A 22,157-nucleotide genomic window follows, 5' to 3' on the forward strand; every position below is an offset into this window, starting at 1 on the left:
ACTGGCGGATACGGCAAATTCTAGTCGCGGCAACGCTGAATAACCAGAGCGCGCTGCGCGGGATGGGAGGGTAACGGAAAAAAGTAGCGGGCACAACGTCAGGAAACCGGTCGACGGCGCCTGCCTGCCGACCGGTACGGAGGAGTTAGTCGAGCTTCACGCCCAGGCGCTGAGCCACCTCTTCATAGGCTTCAATCAGGCCGCCAAGGCTTTGACGGAAACGATCTTTATCCATTTTGTCCATGGTTTTTTTATCCCACAGGCGGGCGCCGTCCGGCGAGAACTCATCGCCCAGCGTCACTTCGCCCTTAAACAGGCCAAACTCCAGTTTGAAATCCACCAGAATCAGACCCGCCTCATCAAACAGCTTGCTCAGTACCTCGTTGGCTTTATAGGTCAGCTCGCGCATGCGCGCCAGATTCTCTTTGCTGACCCAGCCGAAGGTTTCGCAGTAGGATTCGTTTACCATCGGATCGTGTTTGGCGTCATCTTTTAAAAACAGATCGAACAGCGGCGGGTTCAGCACCATTCCCTCTTCCACGCCCAGACGCTTCACCAGCGATCCGGCCGCGCGGTTGCGCACCACGCATTCAACCGGCACCATCTCCAGTTTTTTTACCAGCGCTTCGTTGTCGGAGAGCAGCGCTTCCATCTGCGTTGGAATGCCCGCTTCTTCCAGCTTGCGCATAATGAAATAGTTGAACTTATTGTTCACCATGCCTTTGCGATCGAACTGTTCGATACGCGCTCCATCCCCTGCTGACGTATCGTTGCGGAATTCGAGTACCAACAGATCCGGGTTTTCGGTGCTGTAAACGGTTTTCGCTTTGCCGCGATACAACTCAGCTAGCTTTTGCATCTTGATAAACTCCAAACATGGTAGATAGTGAAGGGCCATAACCGGGTGACGCAATCGTTTACGTCGCTGCACGCTATTATGCCAAAGATAAAATAAAAAAGGCCGGAATTTTCCGGCCTTTTTTTGTTATTTGTTCATCGTGGCCTGAAAGACCGCCACCAGCGCGTCGTTTTGCGACTGCGTCAGAACATGCCCTTTAGGATCGATAAACTGCAGGCTGCTGCGGTTATCCAGATCGCCGACCTGCAGCGTGTAGTCGCCGTTCGGCAGCTGCGGATCTTTAGCGCCAACTTCATCCCAGACGCTGTCGCCCGGCGCTTTGTAAGCGAGCTTCATGCTGCCCTGCGGGCGATTGCTGTCGGTCACTTCCATGCAAATGCGCTGCAGCGCGCCAGGCAGTTTCTGCCAGACGACGTTAAACGGCGCACGCAGGATCAGCGTCGGCAGGCCGGTATCGTCCGCTCCGCTTTGCACATTAATCTGCGAGGCGCTGCGGCTGGCGGCGGCATCGGCGGCGGCGCTTTCCATCTTATCCAGGCCGGTGCTGATATCGTTCAGCATCTGCGCGGTATAGCGCTGGATCTGCGTCGGCGAGGTAACGTCGTTGCCCGCCTGCTGCAGCTGCACCAGCTTCACGGTAAGCGCCTGCTGATAGCCCTGCTGCTGCACGCTGATCTCATAGCGCCCGCGATACTGGTTATCTTCATCTGCGCGATTCCACTCCACCCAGTCGGTGGTCAGCTGCTGGCTGGCGTCCTGACGGCTGGCGATCGGGAAATGATAAGACTGCAGCACGTTCACCACCTGCGGCCAGATGGAGCCGCTGCGGCTGTTTTCCATCATCAATACGCCGCTGTTGCCGTTAAACTGCGCGCGCGCGCCGTTCAACAGCGCCAGCGGCTGCGCTGGCGGACGAATATCCAGCTCTTTGCCAACCGCGCCGTTGCCGGCGACGCGCGGTACGTCATAGTCCCCGTTTTGCAGCGGCAAAATCATGCCTGCCGGCGCGCGCAAATCCTGCAGCTCAGCCGCCTGCAGATAGGATTCATCGCCGCTGACCTGGCGCTTATAGCGCTGATCGCTGGAGCAGCCTGCAAGCAGCATCGCCGTGGATAGCCCTACGATAGTCGCTAGCGTGGACTTGTTTACTGAATAAGCCATCAATTCTCCCTAAATTACAGCAGACCCGCGTTTTTCAGCGCCTGCTCCACAACCGGACTCGCCGCCCCGGATAACGGAACCATTGGCAGACGCAGGGTATCGGTCGCGATTAATCCCAGTTTCTTCGCGGCCCATTTCACCGGAACAGGATTAGGTTCAACAAACAGTTTCTGATGCAGATGCATCAGGCGCTGGTTAAGTCGACGCGCCGCAGCGAATTCGCCCGCGCGCGCCAGCCGGCACAGCTCCGCCATTTCACGCGCGGCGATATTCGCCGTAACGGAAATCACGCCGTGGCCGCCCAGCTGCATAAAATCGAGCGCGGTAGCGTCATCGCCGCTGACCAGTACGAACGTATCATCAACCAGCTCTTGGATCTGGCTAACGCGCGATAAGTTCCCGGTTGCCTCTTTGATTCCGATAATATTTTCGATCTGCGCCAGGCGCGCCACCGTTTCGGGCAGCATATCGCAGCCGGTGCGCGACGGCACGTTATACAGCATCTGCGGCAGGCTGGTGCTTTCCGCGATAGCTTTAAAGTGCTGGTACAGCCCTTCCTGAGTAGGACGGTTGTAGTACGGCGTTACGGTCAGACAGCCGATAACGCCGCTGTTCTCAAAGCGTTTAGTGAGAGAGATGCCTTCGGCGGTAGCATTAGCGCCGGTGCCGGCAATCACCGGAATACGGCCGTCGGCGAGGTCAAGCGTCATCATGACCACGTCGCCGTGTTCGTCATGGCTCAGCGTCGCGGATTCGCCGGTGGTTCCCACAGAAACGATAGCGGAAGTTCCGCTCTCGACATGATAATCAATCAGTTTTTTCAGGCTCGTACGGCAGACATTACCTTTATCATCCATTGGCGTAACGAGCGCAACAATACTTCCCGTGAACATTGGCCATCCCCTCGACAAACAAGTAGTTCATGGTACGTTTGACCGGCGTGGAAAAGCAAGCAAACAGAGGCCGGGAGCGCTTGGCAGAGGGTATTTTTTATGTTTTCCTACGCGTTATAACTATTACTTATCATCTTATCCGACAGGAAAATTAATTTTGCCGCAGTCACCGCAACACTTTCTGGTCATTACGGCGCTGGGCGTTGATCGTCCAGGCATTGTCAATGCCATTACCCGCCATGTCAGCAGCTGCGGCTGTAATATTGAAGATAGCCGCTTGGCGCTATTGGGCGATGAGTTCACCTTTATTATGCTGCTTTCCGGCAGCTGGAACGCCATCACGCAGATCGAATCGACGTTGCCGCTGAAAGGCGCCGAAATGGAGCTGCTGATTGTGATGAAGCGCACAAATGCCGCTATCCGTCCCGCCATGCCGGAAACCGTCTGGGTACAGGTAGAGGTAAATGATTCGCCACACATTATTGAGCGATTTACCGATCTGTTTGATTCACATCAAATGCATATCGCAGAGCTGGTCTCACGTACGCAGCCAGCGCAAGAAAATCGCCCGCCGTTGCTTTATATTCAGATCACCGCCCACAGTCCGGCGCACCGGGACGCAACATTAATTGAGCAGGCGTTTCATGCCCTATGTACAGAACTTGATGCACAGGGCACTATTAGCGTTGTGAATTATCCACAGCATGACGAAAAAATGGAGAGTAGTAATGAATCCACTGAAAGCCGGTGATACCGCACCGAAATTTAGCTTGCCCGATCAGGATGGCGAACAAGTAAATTTGACCGACTTCCAGGGACAGCGCGTACTGGTCTATTTCTACCCCAAAGCGATGACGCCCGGTTGTACCGTGCAGGCATGCGGTCTGCGCGACAATATGGATGAGCTGAAAAAAGCAGGCGTCGATGTGGTGGGAATCAGTACCGATAAGCCGGAAAAGCTGTCGCGCTTCGCTGAAAAAGAGCTGCTGAACTTTACGCTGCTGTCTGATGAGGATCATCAGGTCAGCGAGCAATTCGGCGTCTGGGGAGAAAAAACCTTTATGGGCAAAACCTATGACGGCATCCATCGCATCAGCTTTTTGATCGATGCCGAAGGTAAAATTGAAAAAGTCTTCGATGATTTTAAAACCAGCAACCATTACGACATCGTCATGGATTATCTGAAATCGGCCTGAAGCAACGCGTGGCGTCCCGGACGCCACCACGTCTGTTACTCTTCTACGCGCGGCGTATCCGGCCAGGCGTGCACTACCGCCTTAATTAGCGTCGCCAGCGGAATAGCGAAAAAGACGCCCCAGAAGCCCCACAGGCCGCCGAAAATCACTACCGCCAGGATAATCACCAGCGGATGCAGATTAACCGCTTCGGAAAACAGCACCGGCACCAGCACGTTGCCGTCCAGCGCCTGGATAATCAGGTACACCGCGATCATCGTCCAGAAATCGCTGCCCAGCCCCCACTGAAACAGCCCGACGCAGATAACCGGCAGCGTTGCCGCCAGCGCGCCGATATAGGGGATCAGCACCGAAAACCCTACCAGCACCGACAGCAGCAGCGCATAGTTAAGGCCCAGCACTAAAAAAGCGATCCAGGTCGCGACGCCGACCACCACCATCTCCAGCACCTTGCCGCGGATATAGTTAGTAATTTGCTGATTCATCTCGCTCCAGACCTGCCCCGCCAGCCCACGGTTGCGCGGCAGGATGCGGCGCACCGCATCCAGCATCTGCTGCTTATCCTTCAGCAGAAAGAACAGCATCAGCGGCACAATAACCAGGTAGATCGCCAGCGTAATCAGGCCGACCAGCGAGGCCAGCGAATATTTCACTACCGATTCGCCGACGCCGGAGAGGCGGCTGCGCAGGTTATCGATAACGATATCGACAATGCCGGCGTCGGCCAGCGCCGGAAAGCGCGCCGGCAGCCCGGCGGAAAAGAGATACAGCTTATTCAGCATGTTGGGCATATCGTGCAGCAGATTAATTCCCTGCTGCCAGGCAACCGGCGCCACCACCAGCACAAAAAGCAGCAGCACGCCGACAAAAAGCGCCAGCACGATAGTGGTCGCCCAGCTGCGCGAACAGCCAAGCCGCTCAAGGCGCACCGTCGGCCACTCCAGCAGGTAGGCCAGCACCAGCGCCACCAGCAACGGCGCCAGCAGATCGCTAAAAAAGAATAGTATAAAAAAAGCCGCCAGCAGAATTACCAGCAGAGCAATGGCCTCCGGATCGCTAAAGCGACGGCGATACCACTGAATCAGAAGAGCCAGCATGGCGTTCCCTTCCCTGTTTTAACAAGGCTGATGATTGTACTGAATTGCACGAGAGAAGACAGGATTACCTGAATGCGAACTATTCGCCGGAGCAAATTAATGGATTATTTGCGCAAAAATAACACGCCCGCAGGCGTGTCATTCTCTGGGCGCCGACAGGCAGGCGGCATGAATCAGGGGCGTCGCTGTAACTCAGAGCATCAGCAGCGCGTAGCCCTGGTTTTGCAGCGTCGCTACCGTCGTACCGCTGGAAATGGTATGGGTAACGGATTTATCAATCCACTCACGATCAATATGGTGGAAAGCGACCGACTGATCGCAAACCGATACCTTCACGCCCGCCTTTTCCAGCTCGCTAATCATTTTCAGATTCGGGTTATCAATACCGTAAGCCTTGTGGAACTGCTCGTTATTCAGCGCGGCGATCACCGCATCGCCGTTCATCGACACGACAAAATCAAGCTTCTTCAGCGGAATACCGGCGGCATAGTAAAGATTTACCACGCGCGCGACGCGCTCCAGCCCCAAATGCGGATCTTTAATGTCGCCATCGTTTTTATTCAGCTGAAAAACAATTTTATTGCTGAGATTAGGATCGTTACGCGGATTATAAGCAGGCGTATCGACATAATGAATTTTGCCATAACCGCTAATCGCCGGCGTTGACCAGAAATCAGCTGGCTCCGGTTTTTCACTCAAGTGATGCGTGACTTTATCGTAAAGCTCTGGCGCCTGAAGCACGTTGCCGCCAATAAAACCGGCCAGTGCCGCGACGACGATATAAGAAACGGGACGCATAAAAAAGCACTCCTTTAAAAGAGGGTATTAGTGATAAAAAACTGAACCTGTTACATTTGCCGCAGGGCATGACCCAGGGTTGATACCGTCGCAGGGCGGAACAAGGCATACACGACTGAACGGATCCCGTCATGTTGAAAATTGTGGAAACGGAAATCTATTTTTCCAGCGCCGCTGACGGCGGAAACCGGCCGCAAGCCGGCAGGCTCCCTGACAAAATAAAAATGCGCGGCGGCTTGAGCGATAAACGCCAGACCTGTAGCCAGCCCAACGCCTGTCACGCCGCCAACGACAGCAATGAAAAAACAGCTTACTGCAGCACGCATTTTTACGTCTCTCCGGATGAATATTCAGCAGGCGGCCGGCAGAGGGTTGACTCTGGTTCCTCGCGGCCTTTTTCATCTATATCACAGAGTCGCAGGCGGGAAATACTGCTTACGCAGCGCTCTTAACGCCATCATTACCGGCGGAAATAATGCCGCAAGACAACTGGCGGCTTTTTCTTTAGTAAGCTGTCGTAAAGGCCGATTTATTAATGGCGATAAGCATTAAGAATAAACTGAGAGAAAACGGCCGGCGCCAACGCCAGCCAAAAAAAGAATAACGGCGCCCAACGGCCGTTTTAATCACCTTAACTGCAATCAGAGACGGAACTAATTTAACGAAGCGCTTATTAGAAATAACGTCAGTTCGCGATCCGCCTTCAGCTAAAACCGTCAGGGCAGAAAATAGCGTTAACAGCAATTTCTCTGAAGTTTGTAAAAATAGCGCTGGTTAACCGCCGGCATATTTTCAGAACTTACCTAAACAAATAACGTGCCACTTTCAATTTCTCTGAATAAGTTTACAGAACTTTGAAATTTACCTCACATTTTCGCCGCGGTTTTTACCTGCGTGCGCCCTGCTAAAACAGCCATTCCTTTATGTAGTTCAGACCGCTAAGATAGCGCCCTGAGCGCCCGCATTGCGCCAGCGTCGGAACAATCGCAGCCGCGCACGGTCGAAACTTTACTCTCTGGTCTGGGGAAGAAGTATGTTCAATCGCTTGAAGAAAAATGTCATCGCCTCGCTGATCGTCACGCTGCTGGCGGGCAACGTGCTTCCTTCCCAGGCTGATGTCGCCGATTCGCTGCCGGATATCGGGACTACCGCTGGCGGCACCCTCTCCATCAATCAGGAACTGCAGATGGGCGATTTTTACGTGCGCCAGCTGCGGGCCAGCGCGCCGTTAATCAACGATCCCTTGCTTAACCAGTACATTAATCAGCTGGGAATGCGTCTGGTGGCCCATGCCGATTCGGTGCGCACGCCGTTTCATTTTTATCTGATCCGCAACGACGATATCAACGCCTTTGCCTTCTTCGGCGGCAACGTGGTGCTGCATTCGGCGCTGTTCCGCACCAGCGATGATGAAAGCCAGCTGGCTTCGGTAATGGCGCACGAGATTTCGCACGTTACCCAGCGCCATCTGGCGCGCGCGATGGAAGATCAGCAGCGCAACGCGCCGCTCACCTGGGTAGGCGCGCTCGGTTCGATTCTGCTGGCGATGGCTAACCCGCAGGCAGGCATGGCGGGGCTGACCGGTACGCTGGCCGGAGCGCAGCAGGGTATTATTTCCTTTACCCAGAATAATGAGCAGGAGGCGGACCGCATCGGCATTCAGGTATTGCAGCGCGCCGGTTTCAGCCCGCAGGCGATGTCTGATTTTCTGCAAAAGCTGGCGGATCAGTCGCGCTTCACCTCTAAACTTCCCGAAATTCTGCTGACCCACCCGCTGCCCGACAGCCGCCTTGCCGACGCGCGCAACCGCGCTAACCAGATGCGTCCCGTTGTGGCGCACTCGTCGCTGGACTATTACATGGCGAAGGCGCGCGCGCTGGGCATGTACGCTACCGGAAAAAATCAGCTGGGCGACGATCTGCTGAACGAGTGGTCAAACGGCAACGAGCGCCAGCAGCAGGCGGCGCAGTACGGGCGGGCGCTGCTGTTTCTGGAGGCGAAAAGCTTCGCCAATGCGAAAAAAATCATCGAGCCGCTGCTGGCCAAAACGCCGGGCAACGTCTGGTATCTCGACCTGATGACCGATATCGATATCGGGCTGAATCAGCCGCAGCTGGCGGTGCAGCGGCTGTCGGCGCTCAAAGCCAGCGGCAGCGATCCGGTGATACAGCTCAATCTGGCGAACGCCCTGCTGCAAGCAAAACAGCCCGCCGCCGCCAGCCGCATTCTACATCGCTATACCTGGGCGCACCCGGATGACGGCAACGGCTGGGAACTGCTGGCGCAGGCGTCGGCGGCGCAAAACCTGCGCGATGAAGAGCTTTCAGCGCGGGCCGAAAGTCTGGCGCTGGCTGGGCAGCTCGATCAGGCGATCAGCACGCTGGGCAGCGCCGGCGCGCTGGTGCCGCTCGGCAGCCTGAAGCAGGCGCGCTATGACGCGCGCATCGATCAGCTACGCCAGCTGCAGCAGCGCTTTCGCCAGTATCAGAAAGGACGTTAATAAGGGGAAATTATGAGTAAGGTAACCATCTATCACAACCCGCGCTGCTCCAAAAGCCGCGAAACGCTGGCGCTGCTGCAACAGCACGGCATTGAGCCTGAGGTGGTGCTCTATCTGCAACAGGCGCCCGACGTCGCTACCCTGCGCCATCTACAGCAGGCGCTTGGCATGAGCAGCGCGCGCGAGCTGATGCGCAGCAAAGAGGCGGAATATCTGACGCTGGGGCTGGACGATCCGGCATTAAGCGAGGAGCAGCTGCTGGCGGCGCTGGCGGCGCATCCCAGGCTGCTTGAACGGCCTATTGTGGTGAAGCAGGATCGCGCGCGGCTGGGGCGCCCGCCGCAGCAGGTGCTGGAGATCCTGTAAGCTTTACAGCGCCAGGATCTCTTTAACGAAGGGAATGGTCAACTTACGCTGGGCGGTAATCGAGGCGCGATCGAGCCGATCCAGCGTGGTAAACAAGGTGCGCATTTCACGATCGAGTCGCTTCAGTAAAAAGCGCCCCACATCTTCCGGCAGTTCGAAACCGCGCAGGCTGGCGCGCAGCTGCAGCGCCTGCAGCTTATCTTCATCCGACAGCGGCTGGAGCTTATAGATCTGGCCCCAGTCGAGACGCGACGCGAGATCGGGGAGCTTCAGATTAAGCTGGCGCGGCGGACGATCGCCGGTGATCAGCAGGCGCGCCTTGCCGGTTTCAAGGATGCGGTTATAGAGATCGAAGATCGCCATCTCCCACTCTTCATCGCCGGCGATGCACTCGATATTATCGATGCAAACCAGCGCCAGCTGCTCCATGCCATCCAGCACTTCCGGTACGAACCAGGTACGTTTATCCAGCGGCACATAGCCGACGGCATCGCCGCGGCCGGACATTTCGGCGCAGGCGGCATGAAGCAGGTGGCTGCGTCCGCCGCCCTCACGCGACCAGAAATAAAGGTAGCTGCCGTGTTCCTGCGTCAGCGCGCCCTGGAGCGCGGCCAGCAGGGACGCATTCTCGCCGGGCCAGAAACTGGCGAAGGTTTCATCATCCGGTAAATAGAGTGGCAGTGAAAGTTGTGCCGGCGTGTTCAGAAGCACCTCAAGCGTGAACGGGCTAAAAACGGCGCCAGTTTAACACATCTTTTCACGCGATATGAAATGGCGGCGCTGCGCCGGCTGCCGCTGCCGGACGCCTGTCGCGCATCAGTAAAAGGATGCTTCATCTGTCGTCCGGTTAGCGGATATTTACCGCCAGCGGCTGAAAAATACGCCCCGCAGGCGCCGCTGATAAACCATCAGGGCGTCGACGCCTGGGGGCGCATCGCCACGACGCGCCCCGGCAGGTTTACTCTGCGCGCTCTTCGTCAGGCTCCAGCACCGTCTCTTCCGGGCGCAGCACGTTGATCAGTTTGAAGATCAGGCTTAACGCCACGCCGACGATAGTTGCCAGCGCCATCCCTTTCAGTTCGGCGGCGCCGATATGCACTTTCGCCCCGCTGACGCCGATGATTAGAATCACCGAGGTCAGGATCAGGTTTTGCGCCTTGCTGTAGTCCACTTTTGATTCAATAAGCACGCGGATACCGGAAGCGCCGATCACCCCGTACAGCAGCAGCGAAACGCCGCCCATTACCGGCACCGGAATCGCCTGAATCGCCGCCGCCAGCTTGCCGATGCAGGAGAGCAGGATAGCCAGAATCGCCGCGCCGCCGATAACCCAGGTGCTGTAAACGCGGGTAATCGCCATCACCCCGATGTTTTCACCATAGGTGGTATTCGGCGTAGAGCCGAAGAAGCCGGAGATAATGGTGGAAAAGCCGTTGGCAAACATCGAACGATGCAGGCCCGGCTCGCGGATCAGATCTTTTTTCACGATGTTCGCGGTCACCACCAGATGACCAACGTGCTCGGCGATCACCACCAGCGCGGCGGGCAGAATGGTCAGCATCGCATACCATTCAAAGCGCGGCGAATAGAAGGTTGGCAGCGCGAACCAGTGCGCGCTCTCTACCCCGCTCCAGTCCACAATCCCCATCATCCAGGAGAGCAGGTAGCCCGCCAGCACGCCGATCAAAATAGGGATAATCGCCAGGAACCCGCGAAACAGCACGGAGCTGAACACCGTTACGCCCAGCGTCACCAGCGAAATGGTGATAGTAGTGCTGTCAACCGCCGCGCCATCGGCGGGCAGCAGCCCGGCCATATTGGCCGCCACGCCCGCCAGCTCCAGACCGATAACCGCCACGATCGCCCCCATCGCCGCCGGCGGGAACATTACATCCAGCCATCCGGTACCCGCTTTTTTCACAATCAGCGCCACCAGGCAGAACAGCACGCCGCAGAGAATAAAGCCGCCCAGCGCCAGTTCATAGCCCAGCGGCAGCAGCAGCAGTACCGGCGAAATAAAGGCGAAGCTGGAACCGAGGTAGGCGGGGATTTTGCCCTTGCAGATAAACAGATAGAGCAGCGTACCGAAACCGTTAAACAGCAATACCGTGGCCGGATTGATATGAAACAGGATCGGCACCAGCACCGTCGAGCCAAACATGGCGAACAGGTGCTGCAGGCTAAGCGGAATCGTTTGCAGGAGCGGTGGGCGTTCGTTAACGCCAATCGCGCGACGAGTCATGAAGTATCCCCTTGAGATGTTTTTGGCAAAAAAAAGCCGACTCTGGCGGTCGGCTGAATAGGTTATTTGGTTCCGAAAATCTTGTCGCCGGCGTCGCCCAGGCCGGGAATAATGTAGCCCTTACTGTTCAGGCCCTGATCGATAGAGGCGGTGTACAGCTCCACATCCGGGTGCGCTTTCTCCAGGGCGGCGATGCCTTCCGGCGCCGCTACCAGCACCAGCACCTTAATGGTGCTGCATCCCGCCTTTTTCAGCAGATCGATAGTGGCGATCATCGAGCCGCCGGTCGCCAGCATCGGGTCAACCACCAGCGCCATACGCTCTTCAATATTGGAAACCAGCTTCTGGAAATAGGGCACCGGCTCCAGCGTCTCTTCGTTACGGTAGACGCCGACCACGCTGATGCGCGCGCTTGGCACGTTCTCCAACACTCCTTCCATCATGCCGAGGCCGGCACGCAGAATAGGCACAACGGTAATTTTCTTACCTTTGATCTGGTCAACTTCCACCGGGCCGTTCCAGCCTTCGATGGTGACTTTTTCCGTTTCCAGATCGGCGGTAGCTTCGTAGGTCAGCAAACTTCCCACTTCCGACGCCAGCTCGCGAAAACGCTTGGTGCTTATATCTTGCTCACGCATCAGGCCCAGTTTATGTTTGACGAGCGGGTGTTTGACTTCCACGATCTTCATTGTTGTACTCCCGGAGTGTTGAGCTGAAAAAAAAATCGCGGGATTATACCGCCTTTTCTTAAAAGCGCCATATGCGATCGGGTAAGAAAGCGCAAAAGAGCAGTGCAGTGTAAGCATCAGCCAAAAAGGCGTAATCCGCAACGCCGGCCGCAGATGGCGCTCGCAAACGTTTGCCTGCGCTGTTAGAATTGCCGCGCTTTAATTTAAACAGCAAACCGCGTGGGGAAACCGCTGTGACCGACAAGACCTCTCTCAGCTATAAAGACGCCGGCGTTGATATCGATGCAGGCAATGCGTTAGTCGATCGTATTAAAGGTGTGGTGAAACAGACTCGCCGTCCCGAAGTTATGGGCGGGCTGGGCGGTTTCGGCGCGCTGTGCGCGCTGCCGCAAAAGTACCGCGAGCCGGTGCTGGTGTCCGGCACCGATGGCGTAGGCACCAAGCTGCGTCTGGCGATGGATCTGAAACGCCATGACACTATCGGCATCGATCTGGTAGCGATGTGCGTTAACGATCTGGTAGTTCAGGGCGCTGAGCCGCTTTTCTTTCTCGACTATTACGCTACCGGCAAGCTGGATGTGGATACCGCTTCCGCCGTTATCGCCGGCATTGCTGAAGGGTGCCTGCAGTCAGGCTGCGCGCTGGTCGGCGGCGAAACCGCTGAAATGCCGGGTATGTATCACGGCGAAGATTATGACGTGGCGGGGTTCTGCGTCGGCGTGGTGGAAAAAGCGGAAATTATCGACGGCAGCAAGGTTAAGGATGGCGACGTGCTGATTGCGCTCGCCTCCAGCGGCCCGCACTCCAACGGCTACTCGCTAATACGCAAAATTTTAGCGGTCAGCCAGACCGATGCGCTCAGCGCACAGCTGGAGGGCAAGCCGCTGGCCGATCACCTGCTGGCCCCAACGCGCATCTACGTAAAAAATATTCTCAGCCTGATTGAACAGATCGACGTGCACGCTATCGCCCACCTTACCGGCGGCGGCTTCTGGGAAAATATTCCGCGCGTGCTGCCGGAAAATACCCAGGCGGTGATAGATGAAACAAGCTGGCAGTGGCCCGCTATCTTCAGCTGGCTGCAGCAGGCGGGCAACGTCAGCCGCCACGAGATGTATCGCACCTTCAACTGCGGCGTCGGCATGGTGATCGCCGTCAGCGCCAGCGAAGCGGATAAGGCGGTAGCGCTGATGAACGCCGCAGGCGAGCAGGCGTGGAAAATCGGCGCGATTCACGCTTCCAGCAGCGAAGAGCGTGTGGTTATCCAATGAAGCGGCTGGTAGTGCTGATTTCCGGCAACGGCAGCAACCTGCAGGCGATTCTGGATGCCTGCCGGCAGGGGCGCATTAAGGCCGGCGTGGCGGCGGTGTTCAGCAACCGCGCCGCGGCCTTTGGCCTTGAACGCGCTCGCGCGGCCGGCATTGCGGCGCATGCGCTGTCGGCAACGCACTACGCCAGCCGCGAGGCGTTCGATCGTCAGCTGATGGCTGAGATCGATGAATATCAGCCCGATCTGGTAGTGCTGGCGGGCTATATGCGTATCCTCAGTCCGGCCTTCGTCGCGCACTATCATGACCGTCTGCTCAATATCCACCCTTCCCTGCTGCCGAAATATCCCGGCCTGCATACCCATCGCCAGGCCATTGAAAATGGCGACGGCGAGCATGGCACCTCGGTGCATTTCGTGACGGATGAGCTGGATGGCGGGCCGGTAGTGTTACAGGCTAAAGTGCCGGTGTTCGCCGGCGACAGCGAAGAAGAGGTCGCCGCGCGCGTGCAGCATCAGGAACATGCCATCTACCCGCTGGTCATTAGCTGGTTTATCGACGGGCGGCTGACAATGCGCGACAACGCCGCCTGGCTGGATGGCCGGCGGCTGCCCGCTCAGGGTTACGCAGGCGAGTAACCGATCGGACAGGGCCGCCCGACGCGCTCTTTTTCGCGCGCAGCCCTTTCCTTCCGCTTAGCCGGCAACTCTCGCTGCTTCCCTCCGCCTAACCAAAACGTCCGGTAATATAATCCTCGGTGCGGCGCTGTTTTGGCGTGGTAAACAGCGTATCGGTATCGGCGAACTCCACCAGCCGCCCCTGGTGCATAAAGGCGGTATAGTCGGAGACGCGCGCCGCCTGCTGCATATTGTGCGTCACCAGGATCAGCGTAAAGTGCTGCTTCAGCGTGGCCATCAGCTCCTCAATCACCAGCGTGGAGATTGGATCGAGCGCCGAGGTTGGCTCGTCGAGCAGCAGTACCTCCGGCTCGATCGCAATCGCTCTGGCGATCACCAGCCGCTGCTGCTGGCCGCTGGAGAGCGTCAGGGCGTTTTGTCGCAGGCTGTCTTTCACTTCCGGCCACAGCGCCGCCGCCCGCAATGCCCGTTCTACCGCCTCATTCAAAATGCGCCGGTCGCGCACGCCCTGCAGGCGCAGACCGTAAACCACATTTTCATAGATCGATTTGGGAAAGGGATTAGGACGCTGGAACACCATCCCTATGCGGCGGCGCAGCGCGGAAAGATCGCTCTCTTCCTGCAGAATATTGCGCCGATCCAGCCAGATCTCTCCTTCGGTGCGGCAGTTATCGATCACATCGTTCATACGGTTGCAGCAGCGCAGCAGGGTCGATTTGCCGCAGCCGGAGGGGCCTATCAACGCGGTAATACGATGTTTCGGGATCGGCAGGCTGATGTCGTCAAGCGCCTGCTTGTCGCCATACCAGAGGGAAAGATGATTTATTGTCAGCGCGGTTTCGATATCAGCCGTCATGGTTCTCACCGTTATTGCACCAGCGAGCGATAGCGCTCGCGCAGACGATGGCGTAACCCCATCGCCGTTAAATTCAGCCCAAGAATGATCATCACCAGCAGCAGCGCGGTGGCGTAAACCACCGGGCGATCGGCCTCGGCGTTAGGGCTCTGAAATGCCAGATCGTAAATCTGAAAGCCGAGATGCATAAACTTGCGGTCAAGATGCAGCCAGGGAAAGACGTTGTCTACCGGCAGCTCCGGCGCCATTTTCACCACGCCGACCAGCATCAGCGGCGCCGTTTCGCCCGCGGCGCGCGCCACCGCCAGGATTAGCCCGGTCAGCATCGCCGGCGCCGCCAGCGGCAGCGTAACGTGCCACAGCGTCTCCGCTCGGGTGGCGCCCAGCGCCAGCGAACCGTGGCGCAGCGCGACAGGAATGCGCGCCAGCCCCTCTTCGGTAGCGACGATCACTACCGGCAGCGTCAGCAGCGCCAGCGTCAGCGCGGCCCACAGCAGACCCGGCGTGCCAAAAGTGGGATTCGGCAGCGCGGTGGCGTAAAACAGCTGGTCGAGCGTGCCGCCAATCAGCCAGACAAAAAAGCCCAGCCCGAAAACGCCATACACGATCGACGGCACTCCCGCCAGGTTGACCACCGCAATACGCACCAGCCGGGTAAGCGTGTTCTGCCCGGCATACTCGTGCAGCCAGACAGCGGCGATAACGCCCAGCGGCATTACCACTACCGACATCAGCAATACCATCAGCACCGTGCCGAAAATAGCCGGAAAGGCGCTCTCCTCGCCGTGCGAAGCGTTGCCGGGCGAATCGGCCACGAAGCGCCACAGCTGATGCAGGAAATGACGGAATTTCTGCGCCAGGCTCATCGCGTTGGGATGCCAGGCATCGACGATCTGCACCAGCGGGATCCGGTGCAGCTGTCCGCTGGCATCGCGCAGCGCCAGCGTGCTGCGGGCGCTCTCCTGCAGCAGCGAGGCGCGGCGCTCCGCCTGGATAGCGAACTGCCGCTGTAATTCCGCGCGATTAGCCGCCAGCAGCGAGCGGCTCTGCTCATTCTCTTCGCCGGCAGCCTTGCGCTTCAGCTCCTCTACCTCCAGCGCCTCAAGCTGCGCCGTAATGCGCGCCATCTCATTGCGCCGCACCTGCTCAGCCAGCGCCAGCTGCTGGTGCGTCTGCTGCAAACGCTGCTGCAGCGCGTGCTGCATATCCTGCGCGATCAGCGGCTGTTGATTTTCAAACAGCCCGGCAAACCAGCCCAGCGCCACGCCGCCGACGCGGCGCTGCACCATCAGCACGTCGCGCGGCTGCTCGCGCCGCTGAATATCGCTCTCCAGCAGGGTACGAAAATCGGGCGCGGCGAAATCGCGGTTGCCGGTTTTAATCAGGTAGCGGGTAAGCTGTTCCGGCAGCTGTCGCGCCTGCGGCAGGCCGGCTTCGATCAGCTGCTGACGCGACAGCGATTGCCGGTCGATCACCTCGCCCAGCACGCGCACCTCGCCGGCGGCAGGCTGCGCCAGGGTAAACAGCGTGACCGGCTGCGGCCAGAAATGGCGTAGCCCCTGCCAGGCCAGCAGCCCCAGCAGCAGCAGAAACGCCAGCAGGCTGAAGGCTACCGCGCCCGCCGTCAGCCAGCGCCAGCGATCGTTTTGACGTAATGCGTTCATCCCTGTCCCTCATACTGACCGTAGCGACGGCGCAGACGCTGCCGCACGACTTCCGCCAGCGTGTTGAGCGCCAGCGTAAAGATCAGCAGCACCAGCGCGCTGAGGAACAGGATGCGGTAATGGGCGCTGCCCGCCGCCGCCTCCGGCATTTCCACGGCAATATTGGCGGAGAGCGTCCGCACGCCGTGGAACAGCCCGCCTTCCGTCAGCGGCGTATTGCCGGTCGCCATCAGCACAATCATGGTTTCTCCTACCGCGCGCCCAAAGCCGATCATCACGGCGGCAAAGATACCGGAAGCTGCGCTGGGCAAAATAACGCGCGACAGCGTCTGCCAGGCGGTGGCCCCCAGCGCCAGCGAACCCTGCCCCAGCGCGCCGGGCACGCTGAAAATCGCATCCTCCGCCAGGGTAAAAATCAGCGGCACCAGCGCAAAGCCCATCGCCGCCGCCGCAATCAGCAGATTACGCTGCTCATAGCCGCCGGGCAGCCGATCGGCCAGCGGCGCGCCCCACAACAGGCGATCCGCCAGCGGCGCCAGCCACAGGCAGAGCAGGCTGACCAGCAGCAGCAGCGGGATCAGCAGCCAAATTTCACCTCCCGGCGTCGCCAGCCGTCGCCAGCGCGGCGGCAGGCGACGCAGCAGCGGGCCGCACAGCAGCAGCGTCGCGCCCAGCGCAAAAGGTAACAGCAGCACGCCGGAAAGCATCGAGGCGATGTGCGGCGCCAGCCACAGGCTGGCAAACAGCCCAACCACCACGCTCGGCAGCGCGCCCATCATCTCAATTGCCGGTTTGATCCAGCGGCGCAGCGCGGGCGACATAAACCAGGCGGTATAGATCGCCGCGGCAATCGCCATCGGCGTAGCGAACAGCATCGCCAGCGCCGCCGCCTTCAGGGTTCCGGCCACCATCGGCACCAGGCTGAACTTGGCCTGGAAAGGCTCCTCCACCGCCGTCGATTGCCACACCCAGTCCGGCTGCGGATAGTTCTCATACCATACTTTTTGCCACAGGCTGCGCAGGCTGATATCTGGCCAGGGATTGTCAACGCGCCAGTATTGCCAGCCGTCGCGGCGCTCAATCAGCAGCCCGTCGCCCTGCGGGGCGAAGCTGGCTGCGCGCGCATCCTTTCCGATCGATTTGCGGTAAAAGGCGCCGTCGCGCTTGCTGGCATAGAATTGCATCTCGCCTGCAGCGCTCAGCGTGGCGAAAACGCGGCGCTGCGGTTCAGTAATCAGCAGCGCCTGCGCACGCGCGCCGGCAAAATCGCGAATGCGGTGCAGATGCACCCCTTTTTCGTCGGCGATATCAAACCACTGGCTGATGCCGCTCTCATCGGCGATCAGCAGCGAACGCCCGCCGCTCAGCAGCGCCATCTGCCGCGGCGGATGCGGCAGCGGCAGCGTATCGCGCAGCGTGATCTGTTCGTCCTCAATGCGCCAGACGCGCAGCTGGCCGCCGCCGCTGGCAAACAGCAGCCTGCCGTTCGGCGACAGCAGCAGATGATCTACCGGACCGCTGGCCAGCGTGTCGCTAAGCACCGGCCGCCCCACCTGCAGACGCAGCAGGCGGATATGCCGCCCATCGCTCAGCGCCGCCAGCCAGCTATTCCCGGCAACGGCCGCCAGCGCCGCCTGGGTAAGCTGCCCATTCACGCCGGTAATAAATCCGTCGCCTAACGGAAACGTCCAGCGCGGCGGCTTATCCGGCGCGCTGAAATCAGGTTGGACCAGACGGAAATTGCCATTGGGCTGCAACAGCAGTACGCTGCTGTTATCGGCGCTTGTCGCGCTCACCAGCGGTCCCTGCGCCAGTTTTAGCGCCGGTTCAGGCTGAGCGCCGCTTAACGGGAAGAAACGGCCCGCGCCCTGCGCATCGATACGCCAGCCCCAGCGGCCGTTAACGCCAAGCGCCACCGCGGGCTGAGCGGAAAGCGCAGGCTGAATCGTTCCGGGCTGCATGGATGGCGTGGCGAACAGCGGCATCACTACCCACAGCAGCCAGACAAACAGCAGCATCATGACCAACAGCACGCCGATACCGCAGGCACCAATCGCGCGCGCGGTCAGGCGATCGACAAGGCGCCGGGAGCGATTGCTGTAATGAACGGGGATATGGTTATCGATCATCGTGCCTGCGGATTCCTCTCAGGTGAATCCGCTATGTTGCCCGTAGCTCTCTGATATGACAACTGTTGAGGTTAGACATTGCTGCCATACTCTCGCCATAATGAACACGGAAAATGGATACCCTCGCCTTTAATCAGCACAACGGAGCCATAATGGGTCAGGAAAAACTATATATTGAAAAAGAACTGAGCTGGTTATCCTTTAACGAACGCGTATTGCAGGAAGCGGCGGATAAAAGCAACCCGCTGATTGAGCGGATGCGCTTTCTTGGTATCTATTCCAACAACCTGGATGAGTTTTATAAAGTTCGTTTCGCCGACCTGAAAAGGCGCATCTTAATCGGCGAGGAGCAGGGTTCGCCCAGTACGCCGCGCCACCTGCTGAAGAAAATTCAGCAGCGGGTAATGCGCGCCGACCAGGAGTTTGACGGCCTGTATAACGATCTGCTGCTGGAGATGGCGCGCAACCAGATCTTCCTGATCAACGAGCGCCAGCTGTCGCCAAACCAGCAAAGCTGGCTGCGTCACTACTTTAAGCATCAGCTGCGGCAACACGTGACGCCGATTCTGATCAACCACGACACCGACCTGACCGAATTCCTTAAGGATGACTACACCTACCTGGCGGTAGAAATTATTCGCGGCGAGGAGATTCGCTACGCGCTGCTGGAAATCCCCTCCGATAAGGTGCCGCGTTTCGTCAACTTGCCGGCGGAGTCGCCGCGCCGCCGCAAGCCGATGATCCTGCTGGATAACATCCTGCGCTACTGCCTGGACGATATCTTCAAAGGCTTTTTCGACTACGACGCGCTTAACGCCTATTCAATGAAAATGACGCGCGACGCCGAATACGATCTGGTCACCGAGATGGAATCGAGCCTGCTGGAGCTGATGTCCTCCAGCCTGAAACAGCGCCTGACGGCGGAGCCGGTACGTTTTGTTTATCAGCGCGATATGCCGAATGCGATGGTTGAGCTGCTGCGCGGCAAGCTCAGCATCTCCAACTACGACTCGGTGGTGCCGGGCGGGCGCTATCACAATTTTAAGGATTTTATTAGCTTCCCTAACGTTGGTAAAACCAACCTGGTCAATAAGCCGCTGCCGCAGCTGCGCCATATCTGGTTTGACGGCTTCCGCAACGGTTTCGATGCCATCCGCAATCACGACGTGCTGCTCTACTATCCCTACCATACCTTTGAGCACGTGCTGGAGCTGCTGCGTCAGGCCTCGTTCGATCCCAGCGTGCTGGCGATCAAGATTAATATTTACCGCGTGGCGAAAAACTCGCGCATTATCGATGCGATGATTCATGCCGCCTACAACGGCAAGAAGGTCACGGTGGTGGTGGAGCTGCAGGCGCGCTTTGATGAAGAGGCCAATATCCACTGGGCCAAGCGGCTGACCGAGGCGGGCGTACATGTGATCTTCTCCGCGCCGGGCCTGAAAATCCACGCCAAGCTATTTCTTATCTCGCGGCGCGAAGGCGACGAGGTGGTGCGCTACGCCCATATCGGCACCGGCAACTTTAACGAAAAGACCGCGCGTCTCTATACCGACTACTCACTGCTGACCGCCGATGCGCGCATCACTAACGAGGTGCGGCGGGTATTTAACTTTATTGAAAATCCCTACCGCCCGGTCAGCTTCGACCACCTGATGGTTTCGCCGCAAAACTCGCGCCGTATGCTCTATCAGCTGATTGATGAAGAAATCGCCAATGCGCAGCAGGGGCTGCCGGCGGGCATTACCTTAAAAGTAAATAACCTGGTCGATAAAGGGCTGGTCGATCGGCTCTATACCGCCTCCAGCGTCGGCGTCAAAGTGAATCTGCTGGTGCGCGGCATGTGTTCGCTGATCCCTAATCTGGAAGGAATCAGCGAGAATATTCGCGTTATCAGCATCGTTGACCGCTATCTGGAGCACGATCGGGTCTATATTTTCGACAACGGCGGCGATAAAAAAGTGTTCCTCTCTTCCGCCGACTGGATGACCCGTAATATCGATTATCGAATAGAAGTGGCGGTGGCGATCCTTGATCCTGTTCTGAAACAGCGCATCCTGGATATTATTGCCATCCTGTTCAGTGATACGGTGAAAGCCCGCATTATTGATAAAGAACTCAGTAACCGTTATGTTCCGCGCGGAAATCGCCGTAAGGTGCGGGCGCAGCTGGCCATTTACGATTACATCAAATCTCTGGAACAACCTGAATAATTCACTATGCCGATATCCCATAAAAATATGCCCCGTCCGCAGGAGTTTGCCGCTATTGACCTCGGTTCCAATAGCTTTCATATGGTCATCGCCCGCGTGGTGGATGGGGCGATGCAGGTGCTGGGCCGCCTGAAACAGCGCGTGCATCTGGCCGACGGGCTGGATATGAATAACGTGCTGAGCGAGGAAGCCATCCAGCGCGGCCTCGGCTGCCTGGCGCTGTTCGCCGAGCGCCTGCAGGGCTTCAGCCCCTCGAACGTGACGATTGTCGGCACCCATACGCTGCGTCAGGCGGTGAATGCGGAGGATTTTCTGCGGCGCGCGGCGGAGGTTATCCCCTACCCGATCGAAGTAATTTCCGGTCATGAAGAGGCGCGCCTGATTTTTATGGGCGTGGAGCATACGCAGCCGGAAAAAGGCCGCAAGCTGGTGATCGATATCGGCGGCGGCTCGACCGAACTGGTGATCGGTGAGGATTTTGAGCCGAAGCTGGTAGAAAGCCGCCGCATGGGCTGCGTCAGCTTCGCTAATCTCTACTTCCCCAACGGCGAAATTAGCCGGGAAAATTTTCGCCGCGCCCGTCTCGCCGCGGCGCAAAAGCTGGAAACGCTGGCCTGGCAGTATCGCCTGCTCGGCTGGCAATATGCGCTGGGCGCCTCCGGCACCATTAAGGCCGCCTGCGAAGTGCTGCAGGCGATGGGCGAAAAAGAGAAGCTGATTAGCCCGGAACGGCTGGAGCTGCTGTATGACGAGGTGATAAAGCACAAATCTTTTTCCGCGCTGAGCCTGCCGGGCCTGTCGGAAGAGCGCCAGGCGGTGTTCGTGCCCGGTCTGGCGATTCTCTGCGGCGTATTTGATGCGCTGGCGATCCGCGAGCTGCGGCTGTCGGACGGCGCCCTGCGCGAAGGGGTGCTGTATGAGATGGAGGGGCGCTTCCGCCATCAGGATATTCGCAGCCGTACCGCGCAAAGCCTGGCGAATCACTACAATATCGACAGCGACCAGGCGCGGCGCGTGCTGGAAACCACCGATCAGCTGTGGGAGCAGTGGCGCGATCAGAATCCCCGCCTCGCCAACCCGCAGCTTGCCGCGCTGCTGCGCTGGGCGGCGCTGCTGCACGAGGTAGGCTTAACCATCAACCACAGCGGTATGCAGCGCCACTCCGCCTATATCCTGCAAAATACCAACCTGCCGGGGTTTAACCAGGATCAACAGCTGCTGCTGGCGACCCTGGTACGCTATCACCGGAAAGCGGTGAAAACCGACGATCTGCCGCGCTTTACGCTGTTTAAAAAGAAACAGATCGTGCCGCTGGTGTTTTTACTGCGGCTCGGCACGCTGTTAAACAATCAGCGGCAGGCCACTAATCGTCCGGAGCGGCTCACGCTCACTACCCAGGACGGACACTGGACGCTACGCTTCCCGGCCGGCTACTTCAGCCAGAATACGCTGGTACAGCTCGATCTGGAGCGGGAGCAGACCTACTGGGAGGATGTTTCCGGCTGGAAACTGATGATTGAAGAAGAAGAGGCGTAACCAACGCCAGCGAATCCGGGCGGCGCTTTCTCCGCCCGCTTTAACCAGACAA

The 22,157-nt window shown here is 58.3% G+C and carries 20 protein-coding genes; 8 read left to right on the forward strand and 12 right to left on the reverse strand.

What is annotated here, in order from left to right:
* Positions 1-145 precede the first annotated feature (145 nt).
* From purC to dapA, 3 genes are all read right to left on the reverse strand, one after another.
* The gene (gene purC / locus FKM52_RS09625; protein WP_141175987.1) at positions 146-859 is read right to left on the reverse strand and encodes a phosphoribosylaminoimidazolesuccinocarboxamide synthase; all 714 of its coding nucleotides are present in this window, start codon (positions 857-859) and stop codon (positions 146-148) included.
* A 126-nt stretch (positions 860-985) separates the two neighbouring features.
* The gene (gene bamC, locus FKM52_RS09630) at positions 986-2,020 is read right to left on the reverse strand and encodes an outer membrane protein assembly factor BamC (RefSeq protein WP_141175988.1); all 1,035 of its coding nucleotides are present in this window, start codon (positions 2,018-2,020) and stop codon (positions 986-988) included.
* Positions 2,021-2,034: 14 nt separating this feature from the next.
* A complete protein-coding gene (dapA, locus tag FKM52_RS09635; RefSeq protein ID WP_141175989.1) occupies positions 2,035-2,913 on the reverse strand; it encodes a 4-hydroxy-tetrahydrodipicolinate synthase in 879 nt (292 codons plus the stop codon).
* Positions 2,914-3,070: 157 nt separating this feature from the next.
* Between dapA and FKM52_RS09640 the strand changes: the two genes are divergently transcribed.
* Both FKM52_RS09640 and bcp read left to right on the forward strand, forming a co-directional pair.
* On the forward strand, positions 3,071-3,664 hold the full coding sequence (locus FKM52_RS09640; protein WP_141175990.1) for a glycine cleavage system transcriptional repressor: 594 nt from the start codon (positions 3,071-3,073) through the stop codon (positions 3,662-3,664).
* Complete coding sequence (gene bcp / locus FKM52_RS09645) at positions 3,642-4,109, forward strand: thioredoxin-dependent thiol peroxidase (RefSeq protein WP_141175991.1); 468 nt, start codon at positions 3,642-3,644, stop codon at positions 4,107-4,109. Before FKM52_RS09640 ends, bcp begins: the two co-directional genes overlap by 23 nt.
* Before the next feature lie 35 nt (positions 4,110-4,144).
* Here the strand turns inward: bcp and FKM52_RS09650 are convergent, their stop codons facing one another.
* The 3 genes from FKM52_RS09650 to FKM52_RS09660 form a co-directional block, all read right to left on the reverse strand.
* Positions 4,145-5,206, reverse strand: a complete 1,062-nt coding sequence (locus tag FKM52_RS09650; protein ID WP_141175992.1) for an AI-2E family transporter — start codon at positions 5,204-5,206, stop codon at positions 4,145-4,147.
* 192 nt (positions 5,207-5,398) lie between these two features.
* The gene (locus tag FKM52_RS09655) at positions 5,399-6,004 is read right to left on the reverse strand and encodes a DsrE family protein (RefSeq protein WP_141175993.1); all 606 of its coding nucleotides are present in this window, start codon (positions 6,002-6,004) and stop codon (positions 5,399-5,401) included.
* A 50-nt stretch (positions 6,005-6,054) separates the two neighbouring features.
* Positions 6,055-6,330, reverse strand: coding sequence for a hypothetical protein (locus FKM52_RS09660; RefSeq protein ID WP_141175994.1), 276 nt, complete (start codon positions 6,328-6,330; stop codon positions 6,055-6,057).
* Positions 6,331-7,037: 707 nt separating this feature from the next.
* Between FKM52_RS09660 and bepA the strand changes: the two genes are divergently transcribed.
* Both bepA and arsC read left to right on the forward strand, forming a co-directional pair.
* On the forward strand, positions 7,038-8,504 hold the full coding sequence (gene bepA / locus FKM52_RS09665) for a beta-barrel assembly-enhancing protease (RefSeq protein ID WP_141175995.1): 1,467 nt from the start codon (positions 7,038-7,040) through the stop codon (positions 8,502-8,504).
* A 12-nt stretch (positions 8,505-8,516) separates the two neighbouring features.
* Entirely contained in the window at positions 8,517-8,870 is a 354-nt protein-coding gene (gene arsC / locus FKM52_RS09670; RefSeq protein ID WP_141175996.1) for an arsenate reductase (glutaredoxin), read from the forward strand.
* Positions 8,871-8,873: 3 nt separating this feature from the next.
* Here the strand turns inward: arsC and FKM52_RS09675 are convergent, their stop codons facing one another.
* The 3 genes from FKM52_RS09675 to upp form a co-directional block, all read right to left on the reverse strand.
* The gene (locus FKM52_RS09675) at positions 8,874-9,575 is read right to left on the reverse strand and encodes a DnaA inactivator Hda (protein WP_220446292.1); all 702 of its coding nucleotides are present in this window, start codon (positions 9,573-9,575) and stop codon (positions 8,874-8,876) included.
* Between the two features lie 253 nt (positions 9,576-9,828).
* The gene (gene uraA / locus FKM52_RS09680; protein WP_141175998.1) at positions 9,829-11,112 is read right to left on the reverse strand and encodes a uracil permease; all 1,284 of its coding nucleotides are present in this window, start codon (positions 11,110-11,112) and stop codon (positions 9,829-9,831) included.
* 62 nt (positions 11,113-11,174) lie between these two features.
* Positions 11,175-11,801, reverse strand: a complete 627-nt coding sequence (upp, locus tag FKM52_RS09685; RefSeq protein WP_141175999.1) for a uracil phosphoribosyltransferase — start codon at positions 11,799-11,801, stop codon at positions 11,175-11,177.
* A 233-nt stretch (positions 11,802-12,034) separates the two neighbouring features.
* Between upp and purM the strand changes: the two genes are divergently transcribed.
* Complete coding sequence (purM, locus tag FKM52_RS09690) at positions 12,035-13,072, forward strand: phosphoribosylformylglycinamidine cyclo-ligase (protein ID WP_141176000.1); 1,038 nt, start codon at positions 12,035-12,037, stop codon at positions 13,070-13,072.
* Positions 13,069-13,707: a phosphoribosylglycinamide formyltransferase gene (purN, locus tag FKM52_RS09695; RefSeq protein WP_141176001.1), complete on the forward strand. Its 639-nt coding sequence runs from the start codon at positions 13,069-13,071 to the stop codon at positions 13,705-13,707. The genes purM and purN overlap by 4 nt, the downstream gene beginning before the upstream one ends.
* Before the next feature lie 88 nt (positions 13,708-13,795).
* Here purN and pstB read toward each other — a convergent pair whose 3' ends face one another.
* Genes pstB through FKM52_RS09710 form a run of 3 tightly spaced genes read right to left on the reverse strand, consistent with a single transcriptional unit; the run spans position 13,796 to position 18,356 of the window.
* Positions 13,796-14,563: a phosphate ABC transporter ATP-binding protein PstB gene (gene pstB / locus FKM52_RS09700; protein ID WP_141176002.1), complete on the reverse strand. Its 768-nt coding sequence runs from the start codon at positions 14,561-14,563 to the stop codon at positions 13,796-13,798.
* An 11-nt stretch (positions 14,564-14,574) separates the two neighbouring features.
* Entirely contained in the window at positions 14,575-16,227 is a 1,653-nt protein-coding gene (pstA, locus tag FKM52_RS09705; RefSeq protein WP_141176003.1) for a phosphate ABC transporter permease PstA, read from the reverse strand.
* Positions 16,224-18,356: an ABC transporter permease subunit gene (locus tag FKM52_RS09710; RefSeq protein ID WP_141176004.1), complete on the reverse strand. Its 2,133-nt coding sequence runs from the start codon at positions 18,354-18,356 to the stop codon at positions 16,224-16,226. Before FKM52_RS09710 ends, pstA begins: the two co-directional genes overlap by 4 nt.
* Positions 18,357-18,508: 152 nt before the next feature.
* Between FKM52_RS09710 and ppk1 the strand changes: the two genes are divergently transcribed.
* Both ppk1 and ppx read left to right on the forward strand, forming a co-directional pair.
* The gene (ppk1, locus tag FKM52_RS09715; protein ID WP_141176005.1) at positions 18,509-20,569 is read left to right on the forward strand and encodes a polyphosphate kinase 1; all 2,061 of its coding nucleotides are present in this window, start codon (positions 18,509-18,511) and stop codon (positions 20,567-20,569) included.
* 6 nt (positions 20,570-20,575) lie between these two features.
* Positions 20,576-22,105: an exopolyphosphatase gene (ppx, locus tag FKM52_RS09720; protein WP_141176006.1), complete on the forward strand. Its 1,530-nt coding sequence runs from the start codon at positions 20,576-20,578 to the stop codon at positions 22,103-22,105.
* The last annotated feature ends 52 nt before the right edge of the window (positions 22,106-22,157 follow it).

This window comes from Mixta tenebrionis (genome assembly GCF_006517625.1).
Lineage (GTDB): Bacteria > Pseudomonadota > Gammaproteobacteria > Enterobacterales > Enterobacteriaceae > Mixta > Mixta tenebrionis.

Coding starts and splice junctions, on each gene's coding strand:
- purC (WP_141175987.1), bottom strand. CDS start 859: ATGCAAAAGCTAGCTGAGTTGTATCGCGGCAAAGCGAAAACCGTTTAC.
- bamC (WP_141175988.1), bottom strand. CDS start 2,020: ATGGCTTATTCAGTAAACAAGTCCACGCTAGCGACTATCGTAGGGCTA.
- dapA (WP_141175989.1), bottom strand. CDS start 2,913: ATGTTCACGGGAAGTATTGTTGCGCTCGTTACGCCAATGGATGATAAA.
- bcp (WP_141175991.1), top strand. CDS start 3,642: ATGAATCCACTGAAAGCCGGTGATACCGCACCGAAATTTAGCTTGCCC.
- FKM52_RS09650 (WP_141175992.1), bottom strand. CDS start 5,206: ATGCTGGCTCTTCTGATTCAGTGGTATCGCCGTCGCTTTAGCGATCCG.
- FKM52_RS09655 (WP_141175993.1), bottom strand. CDS start 6,004: ATGCGTCCCGTTTCTTATATCGTCGTCGCGGCACTGGCCGGTTTTATT.
- FKM52_RS09660 (WP_141175994.1), bottom strand. CDS start 6,330: ATGCGTGCTGCAGTAAGCTGTTTTTTCATTGCTGTCGTTGGCGGCGTG.
- bepA (WP_141175995.1), top strand. CDS start 7,038: ATGTTCAATCGCTTGAAGAAAAATGTCATCGCCTCGCTGATCGTCACG.
- arsC (WP_141175996.1), top strand. CDS start 8,517: ATGAGTAAGGTAACCATCTATCACAACCCGCGCTGCTCCAAAAGCCGC.
- uraA (WP_141175998.1), bottom strand. CDS start 11,112: ATGACTCGTCGCGCGATTGGCGTTAACGAACGCCCACCGCTCCTGCAA.
- upp (WP_141175999.1), bottom strand. CDS start 11,801: ATGAAGATCGTGGAAGTCAAACACCCGCTCGTCAAACATAAACTGGGC.
- purN (WP_141176001.1), top strand. CDS start 13,069: ATGAAGCGGCTGGTAGTGCTGATTTCCGGCAACGGCAGCAACCTGCAG.
- pstB (WP_141176002.1), bottom strand. CDS start 14,563: ATGACGGCTGATATCGAAACCGCGCTGACAATAAATCATCTTTCCCTC.
- pstA (WP_141176003.1), bottom strand. CDS start 16,227: ATGAACGCATTACGTCAAAACGATCGCTGGCGCTGGCTGACGGCGGGC.
- FKM52_RS09710 (WP_141176004.1), bottom strand. CDS start 18,356: ATGATCGATAACCATATCCCCGTTCATTACAGCAATCGCTCCCGGCGC.
- ppk1 (WP_141176005.1), top strand. CDS start 18,509: ATGGGTCAGGAAAAACTATATATTGAAAAAGAACTGAGCTGGTTATCC.
- ppx (WP_141176006.1), top strand. CDS start 20,576: ATGCCGATATCCCATAAAAATATGCCCCGTCCGCAGGAGTTTGCCGCT.